The 24563-nt window shown below is 68.5% G+C and carries 26 protein-coding genes and 4 pseudogenes; 13 read left to right on the top strand and 17 right to left on the bottom strand.

Going from position 1 to position 24563, the window contains the following annotated elements:
* Positions 1-14: 14 nt before the first annotated feature.
* Entirely contained in the window at positions 15-1598 is a 1584-nt protein-coding gene (locus ACH4LD_RS25720; RefSeq protein WP_398056821.1) for an FMN-binding glutamate synthase family protein, read from the bottom strand.
* 303 nt (positions 1599-1901) lie between these two features.
* Between ACH4LD_RS25720 and ACH4LD_RS25715 the strand changes: the two genes are divergently transcribed.
* Entirely contained in the window at positions 1902-2327 is a 426-nt protein-coding gene (locus ACH4LD_RS25715) for a PaaI family thioesterase (protein ID WP_398056822.1), read from the top strand.
* Positions 2328-2622: 295 nt separating this feature from the next.
* On the opposite strand, the gene ACH4LD_RS25710 is transcribed toward ACH4LD_RS25715, so the two are convergent.
* The 3 genes from ACH4LD_RS25710 to ACH4LD_RS25700 form a co-directional block, all read right to left on the bottom strand.
* Entirely contained in the window at positions 2623-3303 is a 681-nt protein-coding gene (locus ACH4LD_RS25710) for a class I SAM-dependent methyltransferase (protein WP_398056823.1), read from the bottom strand.
* 377 nt (positions 3304-3680) lie between these two features.
* Complete coding sequence (locus ACH4LD_RS25705; protein WP_398056824.1) at positions 3681-4286, bottom strand: glycoside hydrolase family 3 protein; 606 nt, start codon at positions 4284-4286, stop codon at positions 3681-3683.
* A 94-nt stretch (positions 4287-4380) separates the two neighbouring features.
* A complete protein-coding gene (locus ACH4LD_RS25700) occupies positions 4381-4692 on the bottom strand; it encodes a hypothetical protein (RefSeq protein ID WP_398056825.1) in 312 nt (103 codons plus the stop codon).
* A gap of 343 nt (positions 4693-5035) precedes the next feature.
* On the opposite strand from ACH4LD_RS25700, the pseudogene ACH4LD_RS25695 reads away from it, so the two are divergent.
* Positions 5036-5269 (top strand): annotated as a pseudogene (locus ACH4LD_RS25695) (hypothetical protein); the annotation flags it as partial.
* A 353-nt stretch (positions 5270-5622) separates the two neighbouring features.
* Here the strand turns inward: ACH4LD_RS25695 and ACH4LD_RS25690 are convergent.
* Positions 5623-5796, bottom strand: a complete 174-nt coding sequence (locus tag ACH4LD_RS25690) for a hypothetical protein (protein ID WP_398056870.1) — start codon at positions 5794-5796, stop codon at positions 5623-5625.
* A gap of 765 nt (positions 5797-6561) precedes the next feature.
* On the opposite strand from ACH4LD_RS25690, the gene ACH4LD_RS25685 reads away from it, so the two are divergent.
* Positions 6562-6900, top strand: coding sequence for a WhiB family transcriptional regulator (locus tag ACH4LD_RS25685; RefSeq protein ID WP_359278267.1), 339 nt, complete (start codon positions 6562-6564; stop codon positions 6898-6900).
* Between the two features lie 233 nt (positions 6901-7133).
* Here the strand turns inward: ACH4LD_RS25685 and ACH4LD_RS25680 are convergent, their stop codons facing one another.
* Entirely contained in the window at positions 7134-7898 is a 765-nt protein-coding gene (locus tag ACH4LD_RS25680) for an SOS response-associated peptidase (RefSeq protein ID WP_398056826.1), read from the bottom strand.
* Positions 7899-7990: 92 nt separating this feature from the next.
* Positions 7991-9106: a hypothetical protein gene (locus ACH4LD_RS25675; protein ID WP_398056827.1), complete on the bottom strand. Its 1116-nt coding sequence runs from the start codon at positions 9104-9106 to the stop codon at positions 7991-7993.
* Positions 9107-9887: 781 nt separating this feature from the next.
* Between ACH4LD_RS25675 and ACH4LD_RS25670 the strand changes: the two genes are divergently transcribed.
* The 8 genes and pseudogenes from ACH4LD_RS25670 to ACH4LD_RS25635 all read left to right on the top strand — a co-directional run bounded on the left by ACH4LD_RS25670 (position 9888) and on the right by ACH4LD_RS25635 (position 14858).
* Positions 9888-10187 (top strand): hypothetical protein, encoded by a 300-nt coding sequence (locus tag ACH4LD_RS25670; RefSeq protein WP_398056828.1) that lies wholly within the window; start codon positions 9888-9890, stop codon positions 10185-10187.
* A gap of 322 nt (positions 10188-10509) precedes the next feature.
* Positions 10510-10893: a hypothetical protein gene (locus tag ACH4LD_RS25665; RefSeq protein WP_398056829.1), complete on the top strand. Its 384-nt coding sequence runs from the start codon at positions 10510-10512 to the stop codon at positions 10891-10893.
* 822 nt (positions 10894-11715) lie between these two features.
* Complete coding sequence (locus tag ACH4LD_RS25660; RefSeq protein WP_398056830.1) at positions 11716-12060, top strand: hypothetical protein; 345 nt, start codon at positions 11716-11718, stop codon at positions 12058-12060.
* 1 nt (position 12061) lies between these two features.
* Positions 12062-12232, top strand: coding sequence for a hypothetical protein (locus ACH4LD_RS25655; RefSeq protein WP_398056831.1), 171 nt, complete (start codon positions 12062-12064; stop codon positions 12230-12232).
* A 42-nt stretch (positions 12233-12274) separates the two neighbouring features.
* A pseudogene (locus ACH4LD_RS25650) lies at positions 12275-12581 on the top strand (ADP-ribosylglycohydrolase family protein); the annotation flags it as partial.
* A gap of 13 nt (positions 12582-12594) precedes the next feature.
* On the top strand, positions 12595-12762 hold the full coding sequence (locus tag ACH4LD_RS25645) for a hypothetical protein (RefSeq protein WP_398056832.1): 168 nt from the start codon (positions 12595-12597) through the stop codon (positions 12760-12762).
* A 240-nt stretch (positions 12763-13002) separates the two neighbouring features.
* Positions 13003-13494 carry a lactococcin 972 family bacteriocin gene (locus ACH4LD_RS25640; protein ID WP_398056833.1) on the top strand — a complete coding sequence of 164 codons (492 nt, stop codon included), beginning with the start codon at positions 13003-13005 and terminating at the stop codon, positions 13492-13494.
* 1031 nt (positions 13495-14525) lie between these two features.
* Positions 14526-14858 (top strand): peptidase inhibitor family I36 protein, encoded by a 333-nt coding sequence (locus ACH4LD_RS25635; protein ID WP_398056871.1) that lies wholly within the window; start codon positions 14526-14528, stop codon positions 14856-14858.
* 260 nt (positions 14859-15118) lie between these two features.
* Here the strand turns inward: ACH4LD_RS25635 and ACH4LD_RS25630 are convergent.
* The 5 genes and pseudogenes from ACH4LD_RS25630 to ACH4LD_RS25610 form a co-directional block, all read right to left on the bottom strand.
* Positions 15119-15428: pseudogene (locus tag ACH4LD_RS25630) on the bottom strand (lamin tail domain-containing protein); the annotation flags it as partial.
* A 62-nt stretch (positions 15429-15490) separates the two neighbouring features.
* On the bottom strand, positions 15491-15928 hold the full coding sequence (locus ACH4LD_RS25625; protein ID WP_398056834.1) for a DUF4259 domain-containing protein: 438 nt from the start codon (positions 15926-15928) through the stop codon (positions 15491-15493).
* Between the two features lie 54 nt (positions 15929-15982).
* Positions 15983-16348 carry a transposase gene (locus ACH4LD_RS25620; protein WP_398056872.1) on the bottom strand — a complete coding sequence of 122 codons (366 nt, stop codon included), beginning with the start codon at positions 16346-16348 and terminating at the stop codon, positions 15983-15985.
* Positions 16349-16351: 3 nt separating this feature from the next.
* Positions 16352-17584: an ISL3 family transposase gene (locus ACH4LD_RS25615; protein ID WP_398056835.1), complete on the bottom strand. Its 1233-nt coding sequence runs from the start codon at positions 17582-17584 to the stop codon at positions 16352-16354.
* 258 nt (positions 17585-17842) lie between these two features.
* Positions 17843-18382, bottom strand: a complete 540-nt coding sequence (locus ACH4LD_RS25610) for an NUDIX domain-containing protein (protein WP_398056836.1) — start codon at positions 18380-18382, stop codon at positions 17843-17845.
* Between the two features lie 517 nt (positions 18383-18899).
* On the opposite strand from ACH4LD_RS25610, the gene ACH4LD_RS25605 reads away from it, so the two are divergent.
* Complete coding sequence (locus ACH4LD_RS25605) at positions 18900-19658, top strand: hypothetical protein (protein WP_398056837.1); 759 nt, start codon at positions 18900-18902, stop codon at positions 19656-19658.
* A gap of 25 nt (positions 19659-19683) precedes the next feature.
* On the opposite strand, the pseudogene ACH4LD_RS25600 reads toward ACH4LD_RS25605, so the two are convergent.
* Positions 19684-20462, bottom strand: a pseudogene (locus ACH4LD_RS25600) (IS5 family transposase); the annotation flags it as partial.
* A gap of 154 nt (positions 20463-20616) precedes the next feature.
* Positions 20617-20877 carry a hypothetical protein gene (locus ACH4LD_RS25595; RefSeq protein WP_398056838.1) on the bottom strand — a complete coding sequence of 87 codons (261 nt, stop codon included), beginning with the start codon at positions 20875-20877 and terminating at the stop codon, positions 20617-20619.
* 997 nt (positions 20878-21874) lie between these two features.
* Here ACH4LD_RS25595 and ACH4LD_RS25590 point away from each other — a divergent pair.
* Positions 21875-22891: a hypothetical protein gene (locus tag ACH4LD_RS25590; RefSeq protein WP_398056839.1), complete on the top strand. Its 1017-nt coding sequence runs from the start codon at positions 21875-21877 to the stop codon at positions 22889-22891.
* Positions 22892-23064: 173 nt separating this feature from the next.
* On the opposite strand, the gene ACH4LD_RS25585 is transcribed toward ACH4LD_RS25590, so the two are convergent.
* The 3 genes from ACH4LD_RS25585 to ACH4LD_RS25575 all read right to left on the bottom strand — a co-directional run bounded on the left by ACH4LD_RS25585 (position 23065) and on the right by ACH4LD_RS25575 (position 24561).
* Positions 23065-23220, bottom strand: coding sequence for a hypothetical protein (locus ACH4LD_RS25585; RefSeq protein ID WP_398056840.1), 156 nt, complete (start codon positions 23218-23220; stop codon positions 23065-23067).
* A gap of 577 nt (positions 23221-23797) precedes the next feature.
* Positions 23798-23971: a hypothetical protein gene (locus ACH4LD_RS25580; RefSeq protein WP_398056841.1), complete on the bottom strand. Its 174-nt coding sequence runs from the start codon at positions 23969-23971 to the stop codon at positions 23798-23800.
* Positions 23972-24066: 95 nt separating this feature from the next.
* Positions 24067-24561, bottom strand: a complete 495-nt coding sequence (locus tag ACH4LD_RS25575; RefSeq protein WP_398056842.1) for a hypothetical protein — start codon at positions 24559-24561, stop codon at positions 24067-24069.
* Positions 24562-24563: the final 2 nt, after the last annotated feature.

Below are 24563 nucleotides of genomic sequence, written 5' to 3'. Positions count from 1 at the left end.
TTCGGTCCTCCAAGTCAGACGGTGAAACGGTCGGGGTCGGCGGTCTTCCAGTCGGCCGCCCAGGCCTCCGGCGGCTCGGCGAGCAACTGCCCGGGCTCCAGCCACTCGTACAGCTCCTCGTAGGAGCGTTCGGTGCGGGGGTCGATGCGCCGGCGGAGCATGTGCGGGCGCAGGTCGGCGGGGTCGGTGACGCCCATGGACGCCATGATCTCCAGGGCGCTGGCCACGGTCGCCTCCTGGAAGCGCCGCACGCGCGGGGCCTTGTCCCGCACGTCGAGGGCGCGGGCGCGCCGGGGGTCCTGGGTGGCCACGCCGCTGGGGCAGGTGTTGGTATGGCACCGCTGCGCCTGGATGCAGCCGACGGCGAACATCATCGCTCGCGCGGCGTTGCCGTAGTCGGCGCCTTGGACGAGGCGCTTGACCAGGTCGGTGCCGGTGGCGATCTTGCCGCTCGCCCCGATCCGGACGCGGTCGCGCAGTCCCGCGCCAACCAGTGCGTTGTGCACGGTGAGCAGGCCCTCGGTCAGCGGGGCGCCCACGTGGTCGGCGAACTCCAGGGGCGCGGCCCCGGTGCCGCCCTCTCCGCCGTCCACGATGATGAAGTCAGGCGCGGCGCCCTCCTCCAGCATGGCCTTGCACACGGCGAGGAACTGCTGCCGCGAGCCCACACACAGCTTGAACCCGGTCGGCTTGCCCCCGGACAGCTCCCGGAGCCGGGCGACGGCGCGGACGAGTTCGCGCGGGGTGGAGAACAGCTTGTGGTACGGCGGTGAGATCACCGTCTGCCCCTGGGGCACGTCGCGCACCTTCGCTATCTCCGCGTTGACCTTGCTCCCCGGCAGGACGCCGCCGATGCCGGGCTTGGCGCCCTGCGACAGCTTCAGGGAGACGCACTTGACGTTGTCGTGCGCGGCCTTGTCGGCGAACTCGGCGGGATCGAAGTCACCGTCCCGGGTGCGGCAGCCGAAGTAGCCGGTACCGATCTCCCAGACCAGGTCCCCGCCCGGTCGCAGGTGGTACTCCGACAGACCGCCTTCGCCGGTGTCGTGGGCGAAGCCGCCGGCCGCTGCGCCGCCGTTGAGGGCGAGGATCGCGTTGGCCGACAGCGAGCCGAAGCTCATCGCCGACACGTTCAGCAGCGCCATGTCGTAGGGGTGGCGGCAGTCGGGGCCGCCGATCCGGACCCGCGGTGGCGTGCTCGGCGCCTGGAGCGGGGCCATGGAGGGCACCAGGTACTCGTACCCGGCCAGGTAGACATCGCGTTCGGTGCCGTACGGCTGCTCGGCGTCCGTGCCCTTGGCCCGCTCGTAGACGATGGTGCGGACGTCCCGGTCGAAGGGGCGGCCGTCGAAGTTCCGCTCGATGAAGTACTGCTGGAGCTCGGGGCGGATCCGCTCCAGGAGGAAGCGGGCGTGGCCCAGCACGGGATAGTTGCGCAGCACCGAGTGCCGGCGCTGGAGCAGGTCGCAGGCGCCCAGCAGGCCCAGCGCGAGGAGGGGCACGGCGCCGAAGCACCACCATGGCGATGCCAGCACCGCGGCGACGGCCGCGAGGAGGCCGAGTGTCAGGGTCAGGACGACGATCGCAATGCGGGTCACCCTTGGCGCATTGCCCTCGATCGGCCTTCCAGTCCTGTGGTTCGTCAAGAAACCCGTAAGGGTGGCGCACGCGGCCGACGGCCGCCCGGCGCCGGGTCACCGGGACGGAGCGGCGGGAACGCGAGGACCTACGGGCGACGCCGTGCGCTCACGGGGCCCTCGGCCGCCGGCAGATCACCACCGCTACCGTAGACCGATGCCACCGGCCCCGTACCGTCGCCAGGTCGCGGCAGACCCTCGACGAGCGGCTCACCGACCCGGACGCGACCGCCCCGCCCCTCCTCGAACGACAAGACGGCACTCTTGACCACGGACCTCACCCGTTTCGCGCACAGCATTTTCCAGGCCCAGCCGTTCAGCATGTTCCTGGGCGCCGAACTCACCTCCGTAGGACGGGACTCGGCCGAGATCCGTGTCGTCAACCGGCCCGAGATCCAGCAGCAGCACGGCTTCGTGCACGGCGGAGTACTCAGCTACCTGGCCGACAACGCGCTGACCTTCGCCGGAGGACTCGCGCTCGGCGGCGACGCGCTCACCGCCGAGTACAAGATCAACTACATTCGGCCGGCCGTGGGCGATCTCGTCGTCGCCCGCGCCGAGGCGACCGCCACGACCCGGCGGCAGGCCGTGTGCCAGTGCTCGGTCTACGTCGTCTCGGACCAGGGCGAGGAGCACCTGGTCGCCGTGGCGCAGGGGACGATCGTGCGGGCGGCCGGCCAGGAGGACTGAGCCACAGAGGGGCACGTCGAGCGGCGCACCGGCACCCTCCGCCGGTCCGACGGCGCGCCGGCCGGTCCGCCCGTCAGGTCACGCGTACTGGATGCCCCCCAGGTTGCCATCCCGATTGTCGGTGGCTTCGGAGCCGGGCAGGGCGCCGAGGCCGACTCATCGGCACCCGAGCCGGAACGACTGCGCGGGTTCGAAGTAGCGAGGACACCCTGGACCTCTGAGAGGCCGCAGCCCGTTTCCGGTGGCTCGGTCATCCAGTCTGCCCGGACGCCGGGCCTGCTGTGAGCGGAGGGGCTCAGCGCAGCCGTCGCGCACGCAGCACCAGGTCGTCGGTATGGTGCGCGCCGGCCCCTCCGTCGGGTGCCACGCGTGGTCGCTGCTCGTTCACCTCCACCTTCCAGTCGTCGGTGAGCAGGGCGGCGACCATCGAGGGCCAGACGTAGTCAGCCGGGTCGAAGCCGCTGTCGTGTGCCTGATGGGTGTCCATCCCCGCGTGGTGTACGAGCAGCAGCACGCCGCCGGGCGCGACGGCCGCGAGCAGCGCTCGCTCGGCTGCGGCGTCGGGGGTGCGCAGCAGGGCCGGATACTGCGCGGAGACCAGGTTGAAGGAGGCCGGCGGGAGCGCCGCTTCCGTCAGCGCGGCGTGTACCCAGCGAACGGCGACGCCTGCGTCCCGTGCGTGCCCAGCCGCCCGCTCCAGCGCCACGCCCGAGACTTCGAGTGCGGTCACGTCCCAGCCGCCGCGCGCGAGCCAGACGGCGTCCGCGCCCTCGCCGCAGCCGACGTCGAGCACCCGCCCGGGCGTGAGCCCGGCGACCTCGGCCACGAGCGCACCGTTGGGCCGGCCGCTCCACAGCTGTTGTCGATCGGCGTACCGGTTGTCCCACTCCGCCCGCACCGCGGGGTCTCCGACGTATCCGTCGCCAGGCAAGGAAGTGTCAGACGCGGGCGATCCCGCTGTGATGTCGTCGGTCACGGGCCCAACGTCACCCATCGTGGCCCGGTCACGCCACTCCTGTTGCCGCTCTGGCAAAACGGCGTCCAAGGGGCGAGGAACGGCCGGGCGCGGACGCGCTGGACGTCATCGAAACAGACCGGCCGCGGCATCCTTGACCTGCTCAGTCAATCTTCGACGGCACAAACCGTCGTCGATCAATCTTCGGCGGCGATCGGGCAGGGTTCGCCGTCACAAGTCAGTCGGCTCGGTGGATGCCCCGGATCGAGGCGTCGTAATGGCGGGGGGAGACGGGCGTGTCCACCGGGTGCAGCCAGCGCAGCGGCGCGGTGAGCGAGTTGGTCCGGTGGAGTCCGTCGCGGTCGCGCTGCTCATCGTCTTCCCCCGCCTCACCCTCATCACGGCCGGCCGGAGCACCGGGGTGTCCCCTCGCGGGTACCGGTGTTGGTGACGGCCACGCTCATCGTCACGGTCTTGGCGGTCGTGTCGTAGGTGACTTCGAGGGATCCGTGGGCGAAGGCGGCGTAGGACAGGCCGTGGCCGAAGGGGAAGCGTGGCTGCTGGCCCTTGCTGTCGTAGTGGCGGTAGCCGACGGAGATGCCCTCGTCGTAGGTGACCGCGCCATTGCTGCCGGGGTGGGTCGCCGGTGTGGTGCCAGGTCCCTGAGTCGCGTCGGCGGGGAAGGTGAGGGGCAGACGGCCCGAGGGATCGCTGTCTCCGAAGAGGACCGCCGCAAGCGCGGTGCCCATGCCGCGCCCGTCGTACCAGGCCCGGAGCACGGCTTCGACGTCACCCAGCCAGGGCGTGGTCACGGGACCGTCGGTGATGAGGACCGCCACGGTGTGCGGGTTGGCCGCGGCCACGGCGATGATGAGCTGGTCCTGGTCGCCGGGCAGGCCGGGTGTGTCATGGTCCATGTCCTCGCCGGCGATCCGGTTGACGAAGACGATGGCGGCGTCGGCGGCTGCGGGGATGCCCGAGCCGAAGCCCGGCTTCGGCAGCAACGGCTCGATGAGCGACCACTGCGGACCTGGGGGAATTCCTGGGCCAGGGGTGGGTCGCTCACGATCGCCCCGCGCAGGCGCTGTGGCGCCGGGGTCAGGCGAGGGCGTTGCGCAGGTAGGCGGGCAGTGTCTGGCAGATGGCGGGATCCGCTTGCCAGCCGGGGCCTGTGAGCTGGCCGGGGGTGATGACGTGCCGGCTGCCTTCGTCGGTGTGGACGACGACGCGGAACGTCTCGCCCTGGGTGGAGCGGCCGGCGAGGCACGCGGCGGGGACGGTGCGGCCCAGTTCGGCGGGGTCCGCGCCGGTGGTCGCGCGGCCGAAGTCTTTGCAGATCCACACGTGGCTGAACCGCTCGTGCATCAGGATCTCCCACCGCACGCACGCGGGAACGTCTTCGCGGAACACAACCCCGATCATGCCCATACAGGCCGACCTCACCCACCGCTACCTGCGAGTACTGGCCGGAAAACGCGCCCCTTCCAACCATGCCGGGAAGCGAGTGCATGGGTGTGCCGCGGTCCTCAGCACGGCCGTCGGCCGCATGGTGGCTTCCTGCCTGACGCCGGGTGCGGACAGGGAACCGGGGGGAGTCGACCCGGATCGCGGGCGGGGTGGGCTCCCGGACGGTGCCGTCGGTGACCTGGACATCGACCTGGGGTCCACAGAAGGCGGCTCTGGCGGTCGGCCGGCTCGGAGGGGGCGCGTGTCCGATGTGACATGTAATTCGAACAAGCGATCTAATACGGGTATGAACGTGACCGACTTCCCCGACGACCTGGTGCAGATGCAAGCTGCCTTCCACGCCACCTACCTCGCGCTGGCCGCACCCGGCCCGCGCGACACCACTGCCTTGCGCCGCCGCCTGCTGTGCCTGTCCGTACGGCTGTGGTGGCACCCCTACTGGCAGACCGCCTCCTCGGCGCCGGCGGCACGCTGCGAGCTGCGCCGGCTGGCCCGCGCCCGGGAAGCCGTCCCGGCCGCTTGGCCCTGCGCTCCTGCTACCAGCCCATCCCGAGCCGGACCAGCCGGGTCTCGTCGCATCCGGTCCGCCTGTGCCCGCGCGCCGGTCCGTGCCGGGGGCTGGCGCCGCCCCGCGACGTCGCCCGGGCCGAGCCGTACCGCCCCGTCGCCGAGTCCACCGCCGTCCTGCGCCGGCCCCGCCACCGCGCCCCTCCCGGTCCGCTCTCGCCCCGCGCGGCCCTGGGCCGGCCCCGGCCGTGCTGTGCTGTCGGCGCGGCGACGACGGCTGCGGCGCCCGGGGAACGTTGCGAGCGATCACCTCCCGCCCGGCCGCGTTGAGCATGACCTGCCCGGTCCGCGCAGCGGCGCGGGGGCTCAGCGGTGCGGGGCCGGCAGCTCCCCGGGCTTCACGTCGACTCTCTCGATGTCACTGGCCCCGGCCTCGGCCAGTTCGTCCCGCCGCTGGCCGGCGGATGCCTCCTCGGAGGCCACGGCGGAGGCGCGGGGAGTGCCGTCGGGGTCGGTCCAGATGAAGCTGTAGCTGCGCATGGTGATGCAGCACATGCCCCTTTGCGGGAGCTGCTGCCACTGGACGTGTACGGCCGGTACACCATTGGTACCGCCCACGACGGCAGCGACGCCAAGGTGCACATACAGTCCGCGGCCCGGACCCTGCACGGCTTCCTGGTCGGTGTCACCGGGTCCGGGAAGACGATCACGGTCGCCCTGATGTGCGCGGCGTGGGCGCTGGCCGGCCTGGCGACCTGGGTGACCTCCGCCCGTACCCGCCGCCACGCGCCGGGCCGTATCGCCGGCCGTTCCGTCTGCCGCCGGCCAGGCCGGCGCGGGCCTCGACCCCGCGCCCGCTGCGCCCGGCGGCCGTGTGGTGCCGTGCCCAGAGGCCGCCCGTTGCCCGGCCCGGCCGCCCCGCCGCCGTACTTCCCGCGCCTGCCGTCCTGTCGCCCCCCCGGTAAGGCCGCGCTACGCGCCATGCCCGCCCCCGCCCCGGTCACAGTGCCGCTGCCGCGCTGTGCCGGCCCGCGCGCCCCGTCCCGCCGGACTGGGCCTGCGTCCGGCCGCCCGCACCGAGTTGCTGCTCGTCGTGCGCCCCGTGCGCTGTCCCACCCCAGCCGCCCGCTGGGGCCGCACGGCTGTCTCCGTCAAGCCGGGTCTCGCCCGCGGCCCGGTCATAGGTGGCGCGCCGACGGGCTACCACGGATGCGGTGATTCGGCATAAAATGCCACGAACCTCTGCCGGGACTGCGGCGCTGCCGAGTGCCGTGCCGCAGCCGTTCCGCCTGGCCGCACGCGGCCATGAAGAGGTGCGTCATGACCTGTTCGTCCAGTGGACACCCGGCGGCTTCCGACTGGCGCGATCAAGCATCATGCGTCGGAGAAGATCCCGACATCTTCTTTCCTCTCTCCGACCTGGCGGCTCCCGGGACAGAGGCCGCCCTGGCCCGAGCGATATGCCGCCGTTGTCCGGTCATCATCGCGTGCCGTACCTGGGCGCTCGATCATGGAGAGGACGACGGCATCTGGGGGGCCACAACGGCAGCCCAGCGCCGCGCCATCCGACGCGCGATGACGGAGCCCATCCCTGTGGTCAGGCGGCGCGGTGACGGACTCGGGGAGGAGTCGCTTCCCGAGTAGCACGGCAACGGTGAAGCGGAGACGTGCGCGCGTGTGTGCTACTTGGCGGGAGCCTCGGAGGCGGTGTGGGGGGCGCGTCGTACGACTGCGTCGAGGCGGCTGCGGTCCTCCGGTAGCCGGTCAGTGCAGGCCGGTGACGTGCTGCTCCGACCGGTGCAGCCAGTCGGCGTGCCCGTCCACGCCGGTGTGCGGCCATGACCTGCAAGTCATCGCGGGCGCGACCCTGGCTGCGGCTACGGGCTGACTGGGTCGAGGAGCTGGGGGCCGTTGTTGCGGACGTTGTTGACGGCCGTGGAGACCGGACGCGCATGCAGGTGCCCGTCGGCGGGCTGGCCGAGCAGGGCCCTCAGTTCGTCGGGGTCCTGGTGGGCGGGGTCGAGCCAGGCCTGGTAGTGGTCCTCGGTGAGGGCGAGGGGCATGCGTGGGTGGACGCGGCCGGCTGCGCCGGTGGCCTCGGTGGTGATGATGGTGCAGGTCGTCAGCCAGGCGGCAGGGTCGTCGTCCTGGAGGATGGCCGGGTCGCGCCAGTACTCGTACAGCCCTGCCAGCGACATCACCTGGCCGTCTTCGGGGCGGATGAAGTACGGCTGCTTGCGCACCTTGCCGGTGACCGGGTCCTTACCCGGCAAGCCGTCCGCCGGGAGCAGGCAGCGGCGCTTCAGGAACGCGCGGCGGTAAGCCGGTTTCTCGTGGACGGTCTTCACCCTGGCGTTGATCATCCGCGCGCCGATCTTCGGCTCCTTCGCCCACGACGGCACCAGCCCCCAGCGCAGCGCCCGCAGCTCCCTCACCGGCGCCGCACCACCGCCCTCGTCACGCGGAGCACGCTCCAGCACGGCCCACACCCCGTCGGTCGGCGCGACGTTCCAGCTCGGCGTGAGCGCCTCCGTCATGGGCCACTGGGCGGCATGGAACAGCTGCGCCAGGTCCTGCAGGTGATGACCACCGACCGGCAGCGGTACCAGGACGGGGTGGACGAAGTCATCGGGAGCTCTCATGCCGGGCAGGGCTCGCGCGATCACCCGATCGATACTCCCGTTCGATCGACAAACTCCGTGATCGGTATGGCAACGGCTTCTAAGGATCGGCCTCAATGGACAATGCGGTCGTCACGGGCCAGGTCTCCCTCAAGCAGGTGGTCGGTGATCATTCGGTCGCGGTCGGTTACCCGGCCCAGTGCGGCATCCCAGGTGCTCTCGTTGACCTTTGACCGCAGGTCATCGAGTCGCTGGAGATGTTCGTCCCAGCGCTCGCGCCAGAGTTTCTCGGGCCAGGCGGAGCGAAGCGAGATCAGCTGCCGGCGCAGAAGCGCGAGGCGCGGGTGGTGGCCGGTGTGAACCCGGGAGTTCTCGCAGGACAGGCAGAGCAGGAAGTCGGCGCCGCAGCCCCCGTTCGGGTCCGGCCAGGGGCTGTTGTCCTCATCCGCGCAGTCCGCCGTCGCGGTCTCCTGGGCCTCGTTGGCCGTGTCCGTCAGGCGCCCGTGGAAGGTGTAGTCACGGGCCTGTTCGAGGACCTCCTCGGCTCCAGCCGCGATGACGTCCACGGCGGCTTCCTGGACGTTCTCGTCGGGCAGGACGTAGATGCTCTCGTGGGTGCCGGGCTTGTGCTGCAGCGGCTTTCCCGTCGTGGTGACAGTGGTCCTGCGGGCGCGTTGGAAGGGTGAGCCGATGTTGTGGGATCTTGCCCAGACTCGCGCATCGGCCTTGGACACCCCGAAGCACAGCGGGCCGACGTTCCGGGGTCGGTCCAGATTGGAGTCCACATCCGTACGGCGCCGGTTGCGGGCGACCATCAGCAGGTCGTGGCCCGGTGACAGGGCGGCAGCCAGGGTCCGCCCGTGTTTCGTGGCTTCCAGGGCCTGGGTGATGAGCCGGCCTGGCGGGTCCGCGCCGGAGTCGGTGTAGTTCTCCGTGGCGAACCACCGTCCCTCGCCGGAGCGGCGCTTCTCCACTAGGACCTCGTAGGTGACTGTGGTCTTCTCTCCTGCAGATGGGGTGATCACGGGCACGTGCAGACGGTCGTAGGCTGACAGGTTCCAGCCGTAGCGGTCGGTCATCATCACAGCCAGCGCCGTCAGCTCCGCCCGGCTGAGGAACAGCCGGCCGGCCGTCTTCCCACGGTTCTTTCCGCGCAGCAGATGCTCGGCCCGGGCGTAAACCTTCCCCTCCTTGTCCGGGTACCCGGGCAGTTCGCCCGTGGCGGCCAAGCACTCGAGGACGAAAGCGACCCCTCCACTCACGGCTGGCCGGGTCCAGCGCGCCCGCCCGGTAGCGGTCCAGCAGCGTGGTGTTCTCCCGGATCCGCAGCAGCGCGGCCCGGAACTGCCGTTCGGCGGTCTGCAGCACCTGGTCGCGTTCCGACGGCCGGTAGGACTGCTTGGACGGCTTGCCCTTCTTCGGAACAGGGCGAGTCAATTCCTCGGCGGCCAGGCCCTCGGACAGCCGAGGCTCCCGCTTGAGCAGCGTACGGACCTTCGCGAGGGCCTCACGCCCGCCGGGGATGTCCTTGTGATTGTTGCGCCAGAGCCGGAGCGTGGCCGAGGTGAGGTTGCCGAGATCCTCGGCCGGGTGCCCCTGGTCCTTGAGGAACCGGGCGAAGACCTCCAGGGACCGCCAATACGACTCGCCGCTTGCGTGGCTGTTCCACCCCATGGACTGCGTGGTGAACGCTCGCGCGAGTGACCCGCGCATCGGCTGCGGTACGGAGATCTCGGCGAAGTCGAAGACCCGCCTGTAGCCCTCCTTGTTGACCACCCTGACCTGCGGCCCGTCGGCGGCTGTTCGCTGGGTCGCCTGGAAGTCAGGCGGTGGCAGGACCGCCCGGCGTCCCCGCCCGCACATGACGCTTCCGCGACGGGCAGGGCGTCAACCAGCACCTCGATGTCCTGGATCCCGGAGGTCTCCCGGGCCAGCCGGGCGAACAGACCGTTCAGATCCATCGCCTCGTCCGTCTCCTCCCCGTGTCCGTCTTCGGTATCGAAGGCGAGGATGGGTCTGCTGCCGCTGGCGGCGGAAGATCTTGCCAAGGCGCGATGGACCGCGGCCCAGTGGTGGGCCAGCCAAATCGTGGCGTGCCGACTCGATCCCGTGCGCGGAGCGAAGCTGATCTATGAGGAAGCTGCAGCCGAACTCGACTACCCCGACGCGCTGCAACCCATCGTTGATCTGGCGAGAGCACTCGACCTGCCGAACGATCAACCTCTGCACCAGCAGCACATTCGCGACCGGGTCACCTCCACGGCGCGAGACTTTCTCGCCACAGAAGCGCACCAGAACCACAGCCTTTGAGCTACGTCGCATGACCCATTGTGACCGGTTCACGGAAAGCGAGCCAGAACCCCTAGAGATGCACGAAGCCACGCGCCTGGTTCGCCACCGCCAACCGGGCCGCCGCCGATTCCGGCGACTCCCAGCTGCACGCGTGGATGATGGTGCCGCTCAACTACGGCGCCCCGCGAGCAGCGGCCGACCTCGCCGACCAGGCCCGGCAGGCGGCCGGCTCCCGGCCGACCGCCGCGGCGACGCTGGCCGCCGCCGTCGCCGCCCGTGCCTTCGCCCTCACCACCAGCCCGAACAGGCCCGCCAGGCGCTTACCGACGCCAATGCCCTCATGGAACGACTCCCCGAGGGCGAGCGGTCGGACACGTGGCTGACGTACGGCGAGCAGAAGCACCACGTCCACCTCAGCCACGCGTTCACCACGCTCGGGGACAGCCGCCGCGCCCGGGAGAGCCAGCAGCGGGCGCTGGAGCTGTCCGCGCCGACCAGCACCATGACGCGCACCCTGCTGACCATCGACGCCGCCGCCTGCTCCCATCACGACGGCGACAGCGAAGAGGCGTGCCGTCGCACCGTCGCCGCCCTGACGGCGCTGCCCGGCGACTACCGCACCGGCCTGGTCCGCCGACGCGCCCTGGACCTGTACGAGGCGATCCCCGCCCAGCACCACCGCGAGCGCGCTGTACGGGAACTACGCGACGTCGTAGCCGGCTGACCGCGACCGCTCCCACAGCGGGCGGGCACGCCCGGTCCCCTCGCAGTGGAAGCACGGGCCGCCCCCTGGTGGGCCCCGAGACTGCCAATGGAGTCCCGCAGGAGCTGGGTGAGGCCGCGACGTGGCCGGTGTGCAGCGCCAGTTCTTGCCGCTTGCCGACCATGACCTGCAACACGATGTCGGGCACGAGAGCGAAGTCGCCGATCTGACTGCCCCCGGCGAGGCCGCGCGTCACCGTATCGATCAGGTCGTGAAGGTGGCCCATCGTCTCTGTCCCGGACAGTCCCACCCGCGCCGTGAGGACGAGATCGTCCGGCTCCGTGATCGACAGCAGCGCCGACGGCCGCTCGAATGGCGCGCTGTGGCCGACCGGCTCGGGGTGGGCTGCGTGGAGACGGGCCATCGCGTACCACAGGTCTCCCGGGTAGCCATAGTTCGCCGGCGTCGCTTCCTTCTCCTGCTGCTTGCTGAGCCTCATGGCTGCCTTCCGGTTGATGGCATCGGAGCACCTGAGTACGCCGTGGCCAGGGCACAGTGCCGCCGTGGCCCTCGTTATCCCGCCGGGCGGCGCGTCGACTTTGGGAGCCGTCCCGCCGGGCGGGCGGTCACCGGCGGTCCGGCGTCCGTCGCCTCCTCGATGGCGATGGCGGCTCGTTCGGCGCTCGCAGTGGCGCCCGGGCGGGTGATTTTCCCTCGCGTACGTGGGCGCAGTCCTAACGGCGCGCGTCCAACTTGCGCATTTCGGAAGAGTATTGACGGCTTTTCGGGTACTCTGTCATGTTCTGTTCGCCGCTTCCCGGCGAACGAGCGAGAGGTGATCTCATGCGACGAACCGAGTACGACGCGAGCCAGGCCGTCAAGCGCCTGAAGGTGCCCGCAGCCACCTTCCGGTGGGCCCGGCACACCGGCCTCATCCCCGAACCAGACGTGTCGTCCTACCAGTGGTCCCGGGCCGCCGTGGAGACGCTGGACGCCGACGCCATCCGGGCCGCGATGCCCTCCCCGCCTATCTCCGGCGGCGCGGCGGCCGACCGGATCGCCGACGCACTCGGCACCCCGAACGTGATCGGCGAGAAGGCGAACGAAGGTATGCCAGCGCAAGGACCTGGCGGACCTGGTCGGCGCCGCCACCCCGCTCGGACCCGAGCAGGCCGCAACCCGGCTTAGGGTGCGCAGGGTCGAGTTCGACTGGATGGTGCGACTCGGCTGGGTCCGCTCCCCGCAGTCGATCGAGGTCCGCTTCGGCACCAGCCGGGCCGGGGCCGTCGACGTCGCGCTCTACACCACGGCCTCCGTCGACGCAGTGCCCGCCGACCACCCGGAGGTCGACTGGCAGTAACTGCTCGCGGTGGAGAAAGGCCGGCGCTCCCCGCTCGCCGCGCACCCCGATCAGGCGACCGAGTTCAACGGTGCCGTCTGGCTCTGCCTGGGCTCCGCCGTCTGGGCCCTGCGCACCACCCACCAGCTTCGAAGACGCGATACGCGCGGCGATCGACCTCGGCGGTGACACGGACACCGTGGCCGCGGCGACAGGAGGCCTCGCTGGGGCATACTACGGGCTGGACGCAATCCCCGCCCACTGGACCCAGCCGCTCCACGTCCCTCTCCCGGGATTCGATGGGCAGGTGCTGCACCTGGCAGATCTGCTCCACCTTGCACATCGCCTCGCCTCGAAGAAGGACTGGTGATGAGACAAGTGCGGTGGCCCGCATAAACGGCGAGTTGGTCGTACAGGAGGCCGGGCGGCCGGCCTTCAAACCTCATCGGCACCAGCCCGTCACCGCTGCCCGCTGGGCACGACTCGCGGGCGACAACTGGCACGCCTTGCTCGGCATCGCCCGGACGCACAACCTCGCCCTCGCCGGATAGGACGGTTGGCCACACTGTGGCCAACCGTGCCCGAGACGAACTGGAGATCATTTATGGACAACTCTTAGCGATCACCCCGCCCGGACGGCGAACCGGCCACACCCTGCCGAATGCTGTACTACAGCCCTTATTCGGACAGTCCTTTTCCGGACAGTCCCAGTCGAGGCTATTGACTGCGACCATCCTCTCATTCAAGATCACTACACAAACTCCCACTGGGGGAGTTAAGGAAGGAATACCGTGAAGATACCCGGTAGATCGATAGTTCTCGGCTTTGTGGGCATGGTACTCGCAGTGTTTAGCTTCGCTGCGCCGGCCGCCGCAGACGCCTCTCAGGCTGCCACCGTTACGGCAGACGGCACTATCGTCGCCGCGGATGGTTCCGAGGTCGGACACGTCACCCTCCACAAGCGTGGTGACGGTACGAAGCCGCCCGCAGAGCTGGGTAACCCCTCGAAATGGGGTGCGGTGGTGATCAACGTGGACGCTTCGTCCGTTGCGCCGAAGACCTGCATTGGTGCCAGTGGCGGAAATTGGTGCTACGGCTACGACCTGACCACGGATGGCAAGTACTGCTACTCGAACTACTACCACCCCACTGAGATCCACAGGTCCACGGTGAAGATTGCCGGAGGCTCGCTTACCGCTGGGGCATATGCTGGCGAAACCTCCTACGCCCACATGACGGCGGGCGCTGCCTACACCTGCTACACGTACTACGCTCTTGCCTAGGTTCCGGTCCCCGCATCACGCGGTGACCCTTCGGTAGGTGTGTAGGTTGGTGCGCCACTCGGGTCTGTTCGGTCGCCCGCGCAGTCTCCGAGTGGCGCCACCTCCTACTTTCAATTAATCATGGAACAGGGAAGAGAAATCGCACACTTTCCGCGCCCTCGCGTTGCGTCGCTCGCAGTGTCCCTCGGAGTAGGTTTGCTACTTGGACTAGCGGGCCCCCTTACCGAAAAATGGGGCAATCCCGTTTGCGACACTCTGAATATTGTTTTTTCCGATGGATGGTCGTGGGTCTGTTATGCATTCTTGGTAGGCTATTTCGGTCGATCCAAAATTGAGTCAGCGTTGCTGTCGTCTTTGGGGTTGGCTATCGGTGTAGTCACGTACTATCTATTCAAGTTTCTGAGCCCCACCGTCCCGGCCGGACTGGAATCTGGCGCCGCCAGCGAGGGGATTTTCTCTGGGGTGCTTTTGTGGGGAATAGCAGCTTTCGTTCTTGGGGCACCCGTCGGGCTCTTGGGTAACCTGGCGCGCATTCCAGGTGTTGGTGGTCTCCCATTCCGCCTGATTGTTCCGTTCGTAGCATTTTTCGAGACCTCCATGCGGCTGACTACAGAGGCGGATGGCCAACGCGCGGTCGTTGGAATTACTTGGAATGTTATTCGGTTCGTCGCGGGCGCTGTTGCTTTGGCTCTAGTAAGTCACACCATCCGGAGTTGGTGGCGCTCTCGGCGTACTCGTTCCCCCTCGGAGTCGGAGGGGCCCCGCGCCAGAGGAGACATTTCGTCCGTGTGACCTTCTGAAGTCCAGTACCCCCTTCGCACTTCGTGATCCAAGTAGAGGACCCACGGCGCACACACGAACGCGCCGTGGCCTCAGGGCTCAGGTGACGAGACGTCACGGTTGTGAAGTAGTAGGCGCGTGCCGGTTTCACTGGATCGCCTGCCCGACCCGCGCCGGGTTCGCGGCCGTCGCTACCGGCTCGGAGCCCTGCTGGTGCTGCGCACCACGGCCGTGCTGGCCGGGGTCCCGACCTGGGTCGGCATCGTCCGCTTCGCCGCCGGACTCGACCCGGCCTTGCTGGGTTCGTCTGCATCTACCCCGACATCAACTTCAACGGCCAGCCCTACGTCAAACGCGCCGTCGACGGGTCGGTGCGGCACCTGCCCGACTACATCCGCGGCACGGGCAGCTCCATCATCAACAACAGCAGTCGTACTGCACGCGTCTACCAGAAGGACAACTACTTCGGCAGGCACGTCTGCGTGGGACGCGAGGGCGGCACCATCGGCGACCTGCGTTCCTACCAGCTCAACGACGCCACTCACAGCCTGCGCAACAACGACACCCCCTGCGGCGCCTTGTGATTGCTCCGGAACGGATCCATCCGCCTCCCGGCCGCCCGCCGGCGGGCTCCTCGATACGCCCCGGCCTGCACCGATTCGACCGCCTGATCCGCGGGCCGGCCGCTGCGTTGCGGAGCCCGCCATCACACCCCTCGGATGCGCTCTGCCCGGCCGCTTCCCGGAGCGGCCTACGCCCAGGGAAGGTGGGCCGCCCCGCACGAGGCGGCCCACCTGCGGACTACGGCTCGCAGGCCGTTGTCACTTATCTGCGGCTGTAGGGGTCAGTGGCGGTCCCCTCCTCGGTGGTCACCGCCGTGACGCCAGTCGTCGTCGCGGTGATCGTGGCGGTGGCCCCAGGACTTCCTCGTCCACGAACCGGTCACGGTGGTTGCGCAGGGTCGCGGTGTCGGAGTGGTTGTCCCACACGTACGCCCGCCGGTCCTGGTACAGGTCCGTCCGGCTGTCGCGGCCGATGCCGGTGTGGACGCGGACGGTGGCGCGGCCGTTCAGCCGGTAGTGGTCGAAGGTGTAGGTGTGGCCGTCCTCGTCGGAGAGGGTCCAGCCGTCCAGGTTCACCGTCCGACCGGAGTTGGCTCTGTCCACGAGAACGGGCTCTGGCTCAACTTCTGTGGTCCGTGACTGTAGGTCACCGATTAGATCTTGAACAGGGCTTCCTCCTGTGGCGGGATTGGAGGGTCAAGGACGTTGCGGAGGCGGGTGATGCCCTGGCGCCACGTCGACCAGTTCGCAGCTTCGGCCCACAGCTCGGCGAGTTCAGACCGGTTGGAGACCACTTGGTCTAGGGCGTCGACGGCGAGCATCCGAAGGTCTGCAGGCAATTCCGGTAGCGGCTCTGATGGGCCATAGTTCGAACACGCTGGATCGCCGTCAGGATGCTGGGCGACGACCAGGGCCGCCGCGCCCACGGCTCGCTCGCCGTCGTAGATTCCCAGGAAGTCCGCCGGCCCGGCGGCGCGCTTGAGCACGCCGCGGATCATGGCTTCGCGTTCTTCCAGTGCTGCCTCGTCCAGGTCACCGGCGAAGTCGGCGGCGGTGTCATTGTCGAAGGGACCGATGTCCCAGGTGCCCATGTCTCTCCTCGCGCGGTCGTCCGGGGATCATCGCACTGGTCACTGACAGTGCGCTCAGGAGGCAAGCAGTACCCGTTTGCGCAGGAGGTTGAAGCCAGCGCGTCCGTACATCTGCCGCTTGATCATTTTGATGCGGTTGACATGGCCTTCGACTGCGCCCGAGCTCCAGGGCAGGGTGAGACCGGCGATGACGGCGTCGCGGTCGCGGTCGATGCCTGCGGCGAGGGTGTGGAGGCTGGGCAGGTCGTCCCGCCGGACGGCGGCTAGCCAGTCCGGGAGTTGCTCGCCTTGGCGCTCGGTCAGCATGACTGCGAAGGCGCGGACGTACCGGGTGAGCGCGTCGATCTCGGGGCATTGGGTGCGGACGACTTTGAGCAGCAGTTGTTCGGCCTCGGGAAGAGTTTCCGGTCGCCGGAGAATCCATCAGGCGACGGTGCGGGGCGAGGGTGGACGGGCGGCCACCGGTCGCGGTGAGGTGCGCTTCTTGTGCAGGTAGGCGCGGACGCGCTGGTAGCTGCCCTTGTAGCCGAGCGGCATGATCTCTTCCCACAGCTTCCAGGCGTTGGTGCAGCCCTCGTTCCACCGGTCGTCCAGGTAGGGCTTGTAGTCATCGAGGACCGACGGTCGGCTCTGCCACTGCCCGGTGAAAAGCTCCTCCGGCCTCGCTGCGTCGGCGAGCTTCTTGACGGTCCGCCAGGTCATACCGAGCTGCCGCTGGACCGAGCGACGGCTGTGTCCGGCCTCCAGCAGTGCGTGGACGTCGGCGTGCCTGGCGCGAGTGCGGTCGGCGAAACGATGGCCGGTCGGCCATGGTGAGCCAGAAGAATCTTCCTCCGGCGCAGGCTCCGGATCGGGTTCGAGGGCAGCCGTGACCAGGGCACGGAGGCAGCGGCGGTGCTGAGCGACGGACCGTTCGGCAGCCTCGCTCACGTTGTGCCAGAGGTGCCACCGGTCCGCGACCTGGACCGCTTGTGGAGCGCCGGCGGTGGCACCTTCGGCAAAGAACGGCGCCCGGTCTCGGCAGATGACCTCAACTCCCGGCCGTGCGGCGAGCCAGGCCGCCAGGCTGGACGCCTCCCGGTCGGGCAACAGGTCGACGGGGCGGCGGGTTTCGATGTCGATGAGGACGGTGCCGTAGTGGCGGCCCTTCCGGGTCGCGTACTCGTCGACACCGACCACCCGCGGTGCGACCATTTCGGGCTCGGGAAGCGCGTCCACCAGCCGAAGCACCGTGCTACGGCTGACGGAAAGGCCGAGAACGCTGGCGATGCGTGCCCCGGCCCGGCCCGCGAGGGCCAGGCCGACCGACGCCAGGGTCGAACGCAACCGTTCGGTCCGTTGACTGTGCCGGCGCGTCAGGCCCGTTATCTGCTCGACGAAGGTACGGCGTGCGCAGCTCGGGTCTTCGCAGGTGAACCGCCGGACCCTCAGCTGAAGGACGACCCGTCGGCCTCCGCTCGGAACATCAGCGGGAAACCGCAGGTAGGAACCGTGAACCCGGTTCGACCGGGTACCGCAGACCGGGCACACGGCACCGTCGGCGGTGCATTGCGCGTCAACGCGCACTATCGCGACGTTCACGTCTACCGACAGCACCGCGACGTCCGCGATCGACGGGAACAATAACTTCTTCAGCCGGAGCAGGACCTCTTCCACGGCCCTGAGCATCAGCCCAACTGCGTTGTCCATGGGCCATTTTCAGGCGACTTCACCCACAGCTCGACGAGGCCCAGCAGTCACGGAAAGTCATCGTGTCACAGAAGTTGAGCCAGAGCCCGAGAACGGACAGCAGACGTTCACCACTTCGGGGAGGCACTAAGGATTCGAACAGGCCGCAATCTGAGGCGGAAGGTCCGTGAGTTCACGACCCCGACGTGCTCCCCATGAACCAAGTGTGGTGAGCCGATGACGGACTTAACTCAGGGGACGGTCTGCCCGTCTCAGGTCGCGGTATCGATCGAACGCCTCGCGGGCGTCTGGGACGAACCTCTGCTGCCGTACGAGGGACTCGAGCTCTGGCTCGGTGAGCCAGTCGTGCCAGGCGACTTCCTGGACACTCGGCTGGACGGATGCCGTGATGACGACCTCGTGCAGTCCGAGCCAGATTGCCCCAGCGCACAGGAATTTGAGCACGAAGCGCGGGGCAGCATGAACGCCTAGTTCCTCCGACAATTCCCGGGCTGCCGCCTCCTCGTACGATTCGCCAACATCAGCGGCACCGCCAAGCATCCAGTTGTACTGACCAGGAAAGCGGGACGAATCGTCCGGGCGGCAATGAACAAGGAACCGTCCGTCTTCGTCGCGGCACACGATCGTGCGGGTGCGGCGCCGCGTGATCACGTCCATCGCTCTCACGCTGACCTCGCCGTCCTCGATGCGGCGGCGGTACTCCTGCCAGTCCTCGGGCATCCATTGGTCCAGAGCCGACGGGAACGCCTCGTCACCGCCGTTCACTGGTCCACTCCAGCGGCCCGGACGCCGTACATGGCCGCGCAGCACTCGCAGGCACGCAGACCGCCCACGGGGTATCGAGGCGAGGCCGTGCCCGCGCCCCACGCGCGTGGTCACTGTGATCTCCGGCGGTGCCGGGTTCGGCGGCGGGGCCGCCAGCGCGATTCGAGTGCTCATAGCGACCAACGCCACGCCGACAGCGAGCGCGCTCGCCATAGATCTTAATCACACGAAAGGGACTCCTTATCGGAGCTGAAGGGCCCTGAGTGACATAGACCGTAAATGTGGAACACGAGGTACAGCAATGACGATTCGGCCAGTCACTCCACCTGCCAGTCGTAGGCCGGTGTTGTCTCAGCGGTTGACTTCGAGATTTGTCAGGACGAGCAGGTCCCGCAGGAGGTGGGTGGCGCGGACGGGGTCGGTGCGAGCTTGGTGAGGGTCCGCCATTCCTAAGAGCTCGTAACACGATCTTGGTGGCAAGGTTGGTGAGATGGATGCGGCTGCGATAATTGCGGCCATGACCCTGGACTGGTCCCATCTGAAGCACGCCTATGGATCCGCATCCGATCTACCACAGCTCTTTGACGAGGTCGGTGATCCCGAGCTGGCTGAAGTGGCGTGGGAGGAGCTGTGGGCTTCTCTCTACCACCAGGGCTCGGTGTACACGGCCAGCTTTGCGGCCCTGCCCGTTCTGGCAGACATCGCTATCGGTCGCAGGCCGGGCAGTTGTTGGCAGGCCCTTGGGCTGGCCGGCCGCATCGTCGTCGAGGAGCAGCAACTTCACGAGCCCGGTTACGTCCAGGGTCACTACCCGGCTGCGGTCAACGAGCTGCACCAGCTGACGCAGAAGCAGGTGATGGCAAGGCCCTTCGAGGGTGATGAAGACGACTTTCTGTACTGGCTGGAGCACCTTCTGGCTTTCGAGGGGGTGCCCATATGGAGGCGCGACTTGCGCCGCGATGCTTACCATGTGGTGTGCCCCTCCTGCGCAGGGAGCTTGGAGATCGACCTCTCCTCCAAGCTTCGAGGCACTCGCCGTCGGGACCCGAACGCGTGTTTTCGGGTTGTCGGCCGCGAGGGATCCATACTCACCGCAGTCCGCCCGGCGGCCCCCGCGGACCTGCCGCCGCTGGCGTCTCGGCTGCACGATCTGGCCGTCAAGGCCGGGCAGTCAGCCGCCGCGGACCATCTGACCCATCTGTTCGGCCTCACGACGTGTCCGGATTGTGCTTCAGAGTTCTCGGTACCGGACCAGATCGCGGCCTTCCAGGCATAGCAGTGTGTCGGTGATCTGAAACTGCTCTCTTGAGCAGTCTCCAGCAGATGAGGCTGCAGGCAAGAGAGACGAGGGCGTCGTGCAGGTCGAGCCGCCGCTCCCAGCGGACGGCCAGGCGCTTGAAGTGGTGCAGGAGCGAGAAAGTCTGCTCGACAACGTAGCGGAGCTTGCCCAGGCCCTTGATGTTCGGGGCGCCCTTGCGGGAGATCACCGGCAGGATACGACGCCTCCGCAGCTCGCGGCGGTTGGGGTTGCTGTCGTATCCCTTGGCACCGAGCAGCGCTTCGGGGTGGCGCCGTGGACGACCGGGCCTTCCGGCCACGGGCGGCATGCCGTCGACCAGGGCCAAGGTCTGGGTGACGTCGTTGACGTTGGCGGCGGTAGTGATGACCTTGAACGGGGTCCCCTTCCCGTCGCAGATCAGATGGTGCTTACTGCCTGTCTTCCCGCGGTCGACCGGTGACGGACCGGTGCCTTCTCCCCCTTTTTGGCGCGGATGTGGGAGGCATCCAGGCAGGCCCGCGACCAGTCCAGCTCGCCGGCCGCGTGCAGCTCGGCAAGCAGAAGGCGGTGCAACTGGTCGAAGACGCCGGCCTCATGCCACCGGCCGAGTCGGCGCCAGCAGGTCTGACCCGAGCCGAACCCCAACTCCTGCGGCAGCAGTTGCCAGCTCACGCCGTTGTAGAGGACGTACAAGATGCCCTGCAAGCAGAGCCGGTCGTCCACCGGCTTCGGACCAGGCGCCTTCTGCGGCCACGGCGGCAGCAGCGGCCCGATCAGCGCCCACAAGTCATCGTCCACGATCCACGGCCGGTTCCTCACACCTCACGAACGGCAGAATCGTCGTACTGGTCACGCCCAATCAGGGCACCGCAACAAGATCGTGTTACGAGCTCTAAGGTAGGCGAAGCCGTGCCCGACCGGTGCCCGCCGGATGGAGAAAACGCGGTTGGCAGTGTTATGAGCCGGTGGCGCGCAGATGGGCCAGGATGTGGTCCTGACGGGCGGAGGTGTTGTCGTGGGTGCGGCCGGGCCGGGCGGCGGAGGTGCGCCACAGGCTCGGCGAGCCGTCCGGGGCACTGCCGTCAGCGGGAATGGCGCCGGGCGGCGGCATCGATGACGGGTACAGCGTCGCGCGCAGCCTGGACGCGTCGGCGAGTTGATCCAGGCCTCGCGCCGCTCCGGTGAGCGCGTTCACACCCGCTTTGAGCCTCGTCACGCGATGGGCGTGGGGTGGGGCGGAACGGCGCTGCGGCGGCATCGACTCTGCCAGCCCAGAATCTGAATTCGATAGCTCTGACCTGCAAAACCGCCCGCCCGGTCTTGAATACACCGCCCCGATCCGGTACCGCCTACTCCTTGGTTATGGGGAAAATCAGCGCCGATGTTTGGGGCGATCTCGGTTGTCATCAAGGGAGCCGGACACCTGACGGACAGACAGCGCAGCCCGACGGATCCACCATGACCACCGCCAGCCCAGACGCAGGTCGCATCCTGGGTTCCGCCCTGGGTGGCGTCCTTGGTCCTGCCCTGGGTCGCGCCGCAGGTCGCATCCTGGGTCGCGTCCGGTGTCATCCCGGGCCCCAGTGAAGCCCCAGCTCAGCGCCGCAATCGCGGGCGTTCCGGCACGGCGACTACTTCCAGGGACGCCCTCCGTGCGGGACCGGCACGGTTCCGCCGACTCGCAGAGGCCCCGCACCGGCCGTGCAGATGCTGCGCCGAGCTGGTCGCCGTCGACGACCAGGAGCACGAGCTGCTGCCCGGCGAAGTTCACCGCCTCGCGCGTGCGTGACACGCGCGCGCCTTGGGACCGGCCGGAGCGGGTGGGCGGGGCGGTGAAGAAGAACTCCGGCCCCGCCGCGATGATCGGGCGATGACCGACCGCCGCCCGCTGGGCACCGGACCCGCCACCGCCGCCGTGTCTCACTTGATTTTCCGGCCAGAAGCGTCCCTGGAGCGGGTGTGACCTGGTCAGGAACCATAGCGAACATGTCCGGGACGTGGTTGCGGACTCGCTGCCTCTCACTCGATTGGGTCTCCCCAGGAGACGGTTGTCCATCTTCGAGTGTTGAGGAACATCGGAACGAACGGCTACCGCGCGCCGAGTGGATTGCGCCTGCACCCGCACTCCGGAGGCCGAGCAGGCGTCGTTGTCCCCAGGCCACACCGGTTGTACGGTCCGACCACCAATGACGGACTACTGAGAGGAACCGCACGTGGAAGTGTCGACTCGACCGTTACGGCGAAAGGCCCCCCTGTTCAAGGGCTTGGTTGTCGCTCTGGCTTCTCTTGCCGCTCTGATTGTTCAGGCGTCCCCGGCGGCCGCAGACGACGTCTGTGGCAAGCAAGTCGGCGGAGCGATCCTCGTCAAGTACACCGAGCTGGACCGCGAGGCAGGGCCGCTCGGCTGTCCGATCAACATCGAGTTGGACAACCCCGACGGGCACGGAAAGCGCCAGGAGTTCGCGGGCGGCACCATCTACTGGTCCGCCACCAGCGGCGCGCACCCCGTATGGGGCGCCATCGGCGGCAAGTGGGGCGCGCTCGGCTGGGAGGGCGGAAAGCTCGGCTACCCGGTCGACGACGAACGCACCAACCCCGACGGCGCCGGCAAGCGGCAGCAGTTTCAGGGCGGCACTCTCTACTGGCATCCGACGCTGTCGAACGGGGCGCACCCTGTCTGGGGGAAGATCGGCCAGCTGTGGGGAGAGTACGGGTACGAAGGCGGCCCGTTCGGCTACCCGACGTCCGACGAGTTCCAGGACGACGAGTACACTTCGATCGACCAGAAGTTCTCCAATGGCCGCACCCTCTATTGGAGCGCCGGAAATGGTGTCGAAGGATGCCACGGCGAATGCGTGGGTTACTTCGGCACCAATGGGACCGACTTGTTCAAGCAGGTCCGGGTTGAGATTCCGTACGGGACCAGCAACGTCGTGGTCCGCCCCTTTCCCACGGACAAGGGGTTCACTGTCGCCCGTACGGATTTCACGGTGTCCTGGAACCAACTGTGGCAGGTAGTTCCGTACCCGAACGGAGTGGACGACACCGAACACAACTCCATGTATGAGCAGTTCGCCTGTCACTCGAAGTTCGTGTTTCCAGATCCAACGGACGAAAGCGGATGGAGCACAGGGCCGACCTGGGACCTGGAGTCTTGGCACAGCTCCGTCGGCATGGGCAATGCCACGAGTGAGGTCTACTTTCTGCGACACCAATGCAACTGGGACTGAACGTCACCGACGTAGCGCAGGAAAGCCCCTGCCCTGGCGACCGAGGTTGTTAGGGTAGTTCCGCCCCGCTGGAGATCATGCAGCGGGGCGGAGAGCTGCGAAGGGGGAATGCGGTGCGAGCGGGCCCCCCGGCCCTTCTGGCCATCTCTGTTTCCTCCTTCGCAAGCGTCCCATTAGATCGCCTCCTTGTCGCGGCCGCCGTCGATGACGGTGAACAGCCGGTCATAGGTGCCCAGCTCTCGCTGTTCGACCTCGACCAGCGGGCCGCCGCCGGAGCCGACGACCTGAATCTGACCCGTGGGGCGCTGCCGTGCCTGGGGCCGCATCATCGCTCCCGCACCTCCCAGACATCAATGGCGTTCCGGGGTATTTGCGGCCTCAGTCTCCCAGTTCTGTCCCCCAGACTCAGGAGGTCTGCGAGACAGCGGAGCGTGAGTCCCGACGCATGCCTGAGCGGGCCGTGCGATTACTGCGCTACGACCGGACGCGAGCGAGGAACACGGCGAGGTCACCTGTGGCTTCGGTTTCGGTGGTGGCGAGCCGGGCCGCCAACGCCAGCTGGTCGACGTCGGCGCCGGGGACCAGGCGGGCGAGTAACGGCGAGCAGCGCGGCGTGCGCGAGGACCAGCGGGGTAAGAAAGCCGGCGGCGGCCTCGCGGGCGGCCGGGTCGCGGTAGGGCCCGAGGTGCGCGTCCAGGCGTCGACATCTGCGGCCCTGACGTAGAGGGCCCGCACGAGGCTCTGTGACGGTCCCTACGGGCACGTAGAGGAGTTCCCGGACGGCAGGAGGTGAAACTCGGGGTGTTCCTGTCCAACAGCAAGAGGTCGCCGGGCCAAGCTGACCACCGAAAAGCTCGTCGCGTTCGCCGACGTCGGGCTGAAATGGGGGGCAGGGGCCCTCTGCGGTCATGTCTCCAGCGGTACGGCTTCATCGACGATGGCGGTCGCCAGAGCAGCCGAGAAGCGGCGTACGGTCAACGCCCGTCGCAGTCCCGCGCGCAGGAGTCCTCGGAATTCCTGGTCGGTGGGGTTGGGGAGGACGGGGACCGGCTGCTCGGTCACCTCGTGAATTCGTTGCACGGCCCGGACGGCATTGCCCAGCGCGTCGAGCGCGGCGCGTTCTACCTCGTGCGCCGACTCTGGACCGATGCCGACAGCGAGAAGGGTCTCGATGCTCAGGAGGAGGACGGCGGGGAGCAGGTGGGCCGGTTGAGCCCGTACTGTCGCCCCGTGGGCCGCGACGCGGACCCAGCTACCGAGTTCGCCGGGGCGTGGGTCCACACCTGATCGGCGGCCGCGGTCCAGAGGGGAAGGCCTCCGGCGGTCTCCCACAGGTGGGGACGGCTGAAGGGTGCGGCGGCGGGACCCGCCTTCCAGCCGTCGGCGGCGGCGGTCTCGGCGAGGAGGGCCGGGGTGACGGGCAGATCGACCACCTGGGACGTCAGCAGGACGCGGAGGTCCTCGTCCAGGCGGTCGGCGGTGAACTCGGGGTAGTCGTCGTGCTCGGTGAGAACGTGCAGCAGAGCGAGCGATCCGAACGTGGGGATGCCCTCTGCGATCAGCTGGCTCCGTAGGAACGCGTCATCGCACCACAGAGGTGCGCCTACGTCCAAGGCGAGCTGGGCGGCGGAGAGCCAGGCGTCATCCGAGTCGTCGGTCGGGCCTGACATGC

Origin of the sequence: Streptomyces sp. NPDC017676 (assembly GCF_044329325.1) — a bacterium.
GTDB lineage: Bacteria > Actinomycetota > Actinomycetes > Streptomycetales > Streptomycetaceae > Streptomyces.
This window is presented reverse-complemented; position numbering and strand designations above follow the sequence as displayed.

What these genes read in the sequence shown, in the direction of transcription:
- ACH4LD_RS25670 (WP_398056828.1), top strand. Translation starts at nt 9,888, where the DNA reads ATGGGTCTGCTGCCGCTGGCGGCGGAAGATCTTGCCAAGGCGCGATGG.
- ACH4LD_RS25680 (WP_398056826.1), bottom strand. Translation starts at nt 7,898, where the DNA reads ATGAGAGCTCCCGATGACTTCGTCCACCCCGTCCTGGTACCGCTGCCG.
- ACH4LD_RS25665 (WP_398056829.1), top strand. Translation starts at nt 10,510, where the DNA reads ATGGAACGACTCCCCGAGGGCGAGCGGTCGGACACGTGGCTGACGTAC.
- ACH4LD_RS25660 (WP_398056830.1), top strand. Translation starts at nt 11,716, where the DNA reads ATGCGACGAACCGAGTACGACGCGAGCCAGGCCGTCAAGCGCCTGAAG.
- ACH4LD_RS25685 (WP_359278267.1), top strand. Translation starts at nt 6,562, where the DNA reads ATGAAGAGGTGCGTCATGACCTGTTCGTCCAGTGGACACCCGGCGGCT.
- ACH4LD_RS25585 (WP_398056840.1), bottom strand. Translation starts at nt 23,220, where the DNA reads ATGATGCGGCCCCAGGCACGGCAGCGCCCCACGGGTCAGATTCAGGTC.
- ACH4LD_RS25575 (WP_398056842.1), bottom strand. Translation starts at nt 24,561, where the DNA reads ATGTCAGGCCCGACCGACGACTCGGATGACGCCTGGCTCTCCGCCGCC.
- ACH4LD_RS25605 (WP_398056837.1), top strand. Translation starts at nt 18,900, where the DNA reads ATGACCCTGGACTGGTCCCATCTGAAGCACGCCTATGGATCCGCATCC.
- ACH4LD_RS25690 (WP_398056870.1), bottom strand. Translation starts at nt 5,796, where the DNA reads ATGCGCAGCTACAGCTTCATCTGGACCGACCCCGACGGCACTCCCCGC.
- ACH4LD_RS25625 (WP_398056834.1), bottom strand. Translation starts at nt 15,928, where the DNA reads ATGGGCACCTGGGACATCGGTCCCTTCGACAATGACACCGCCGCCGAC.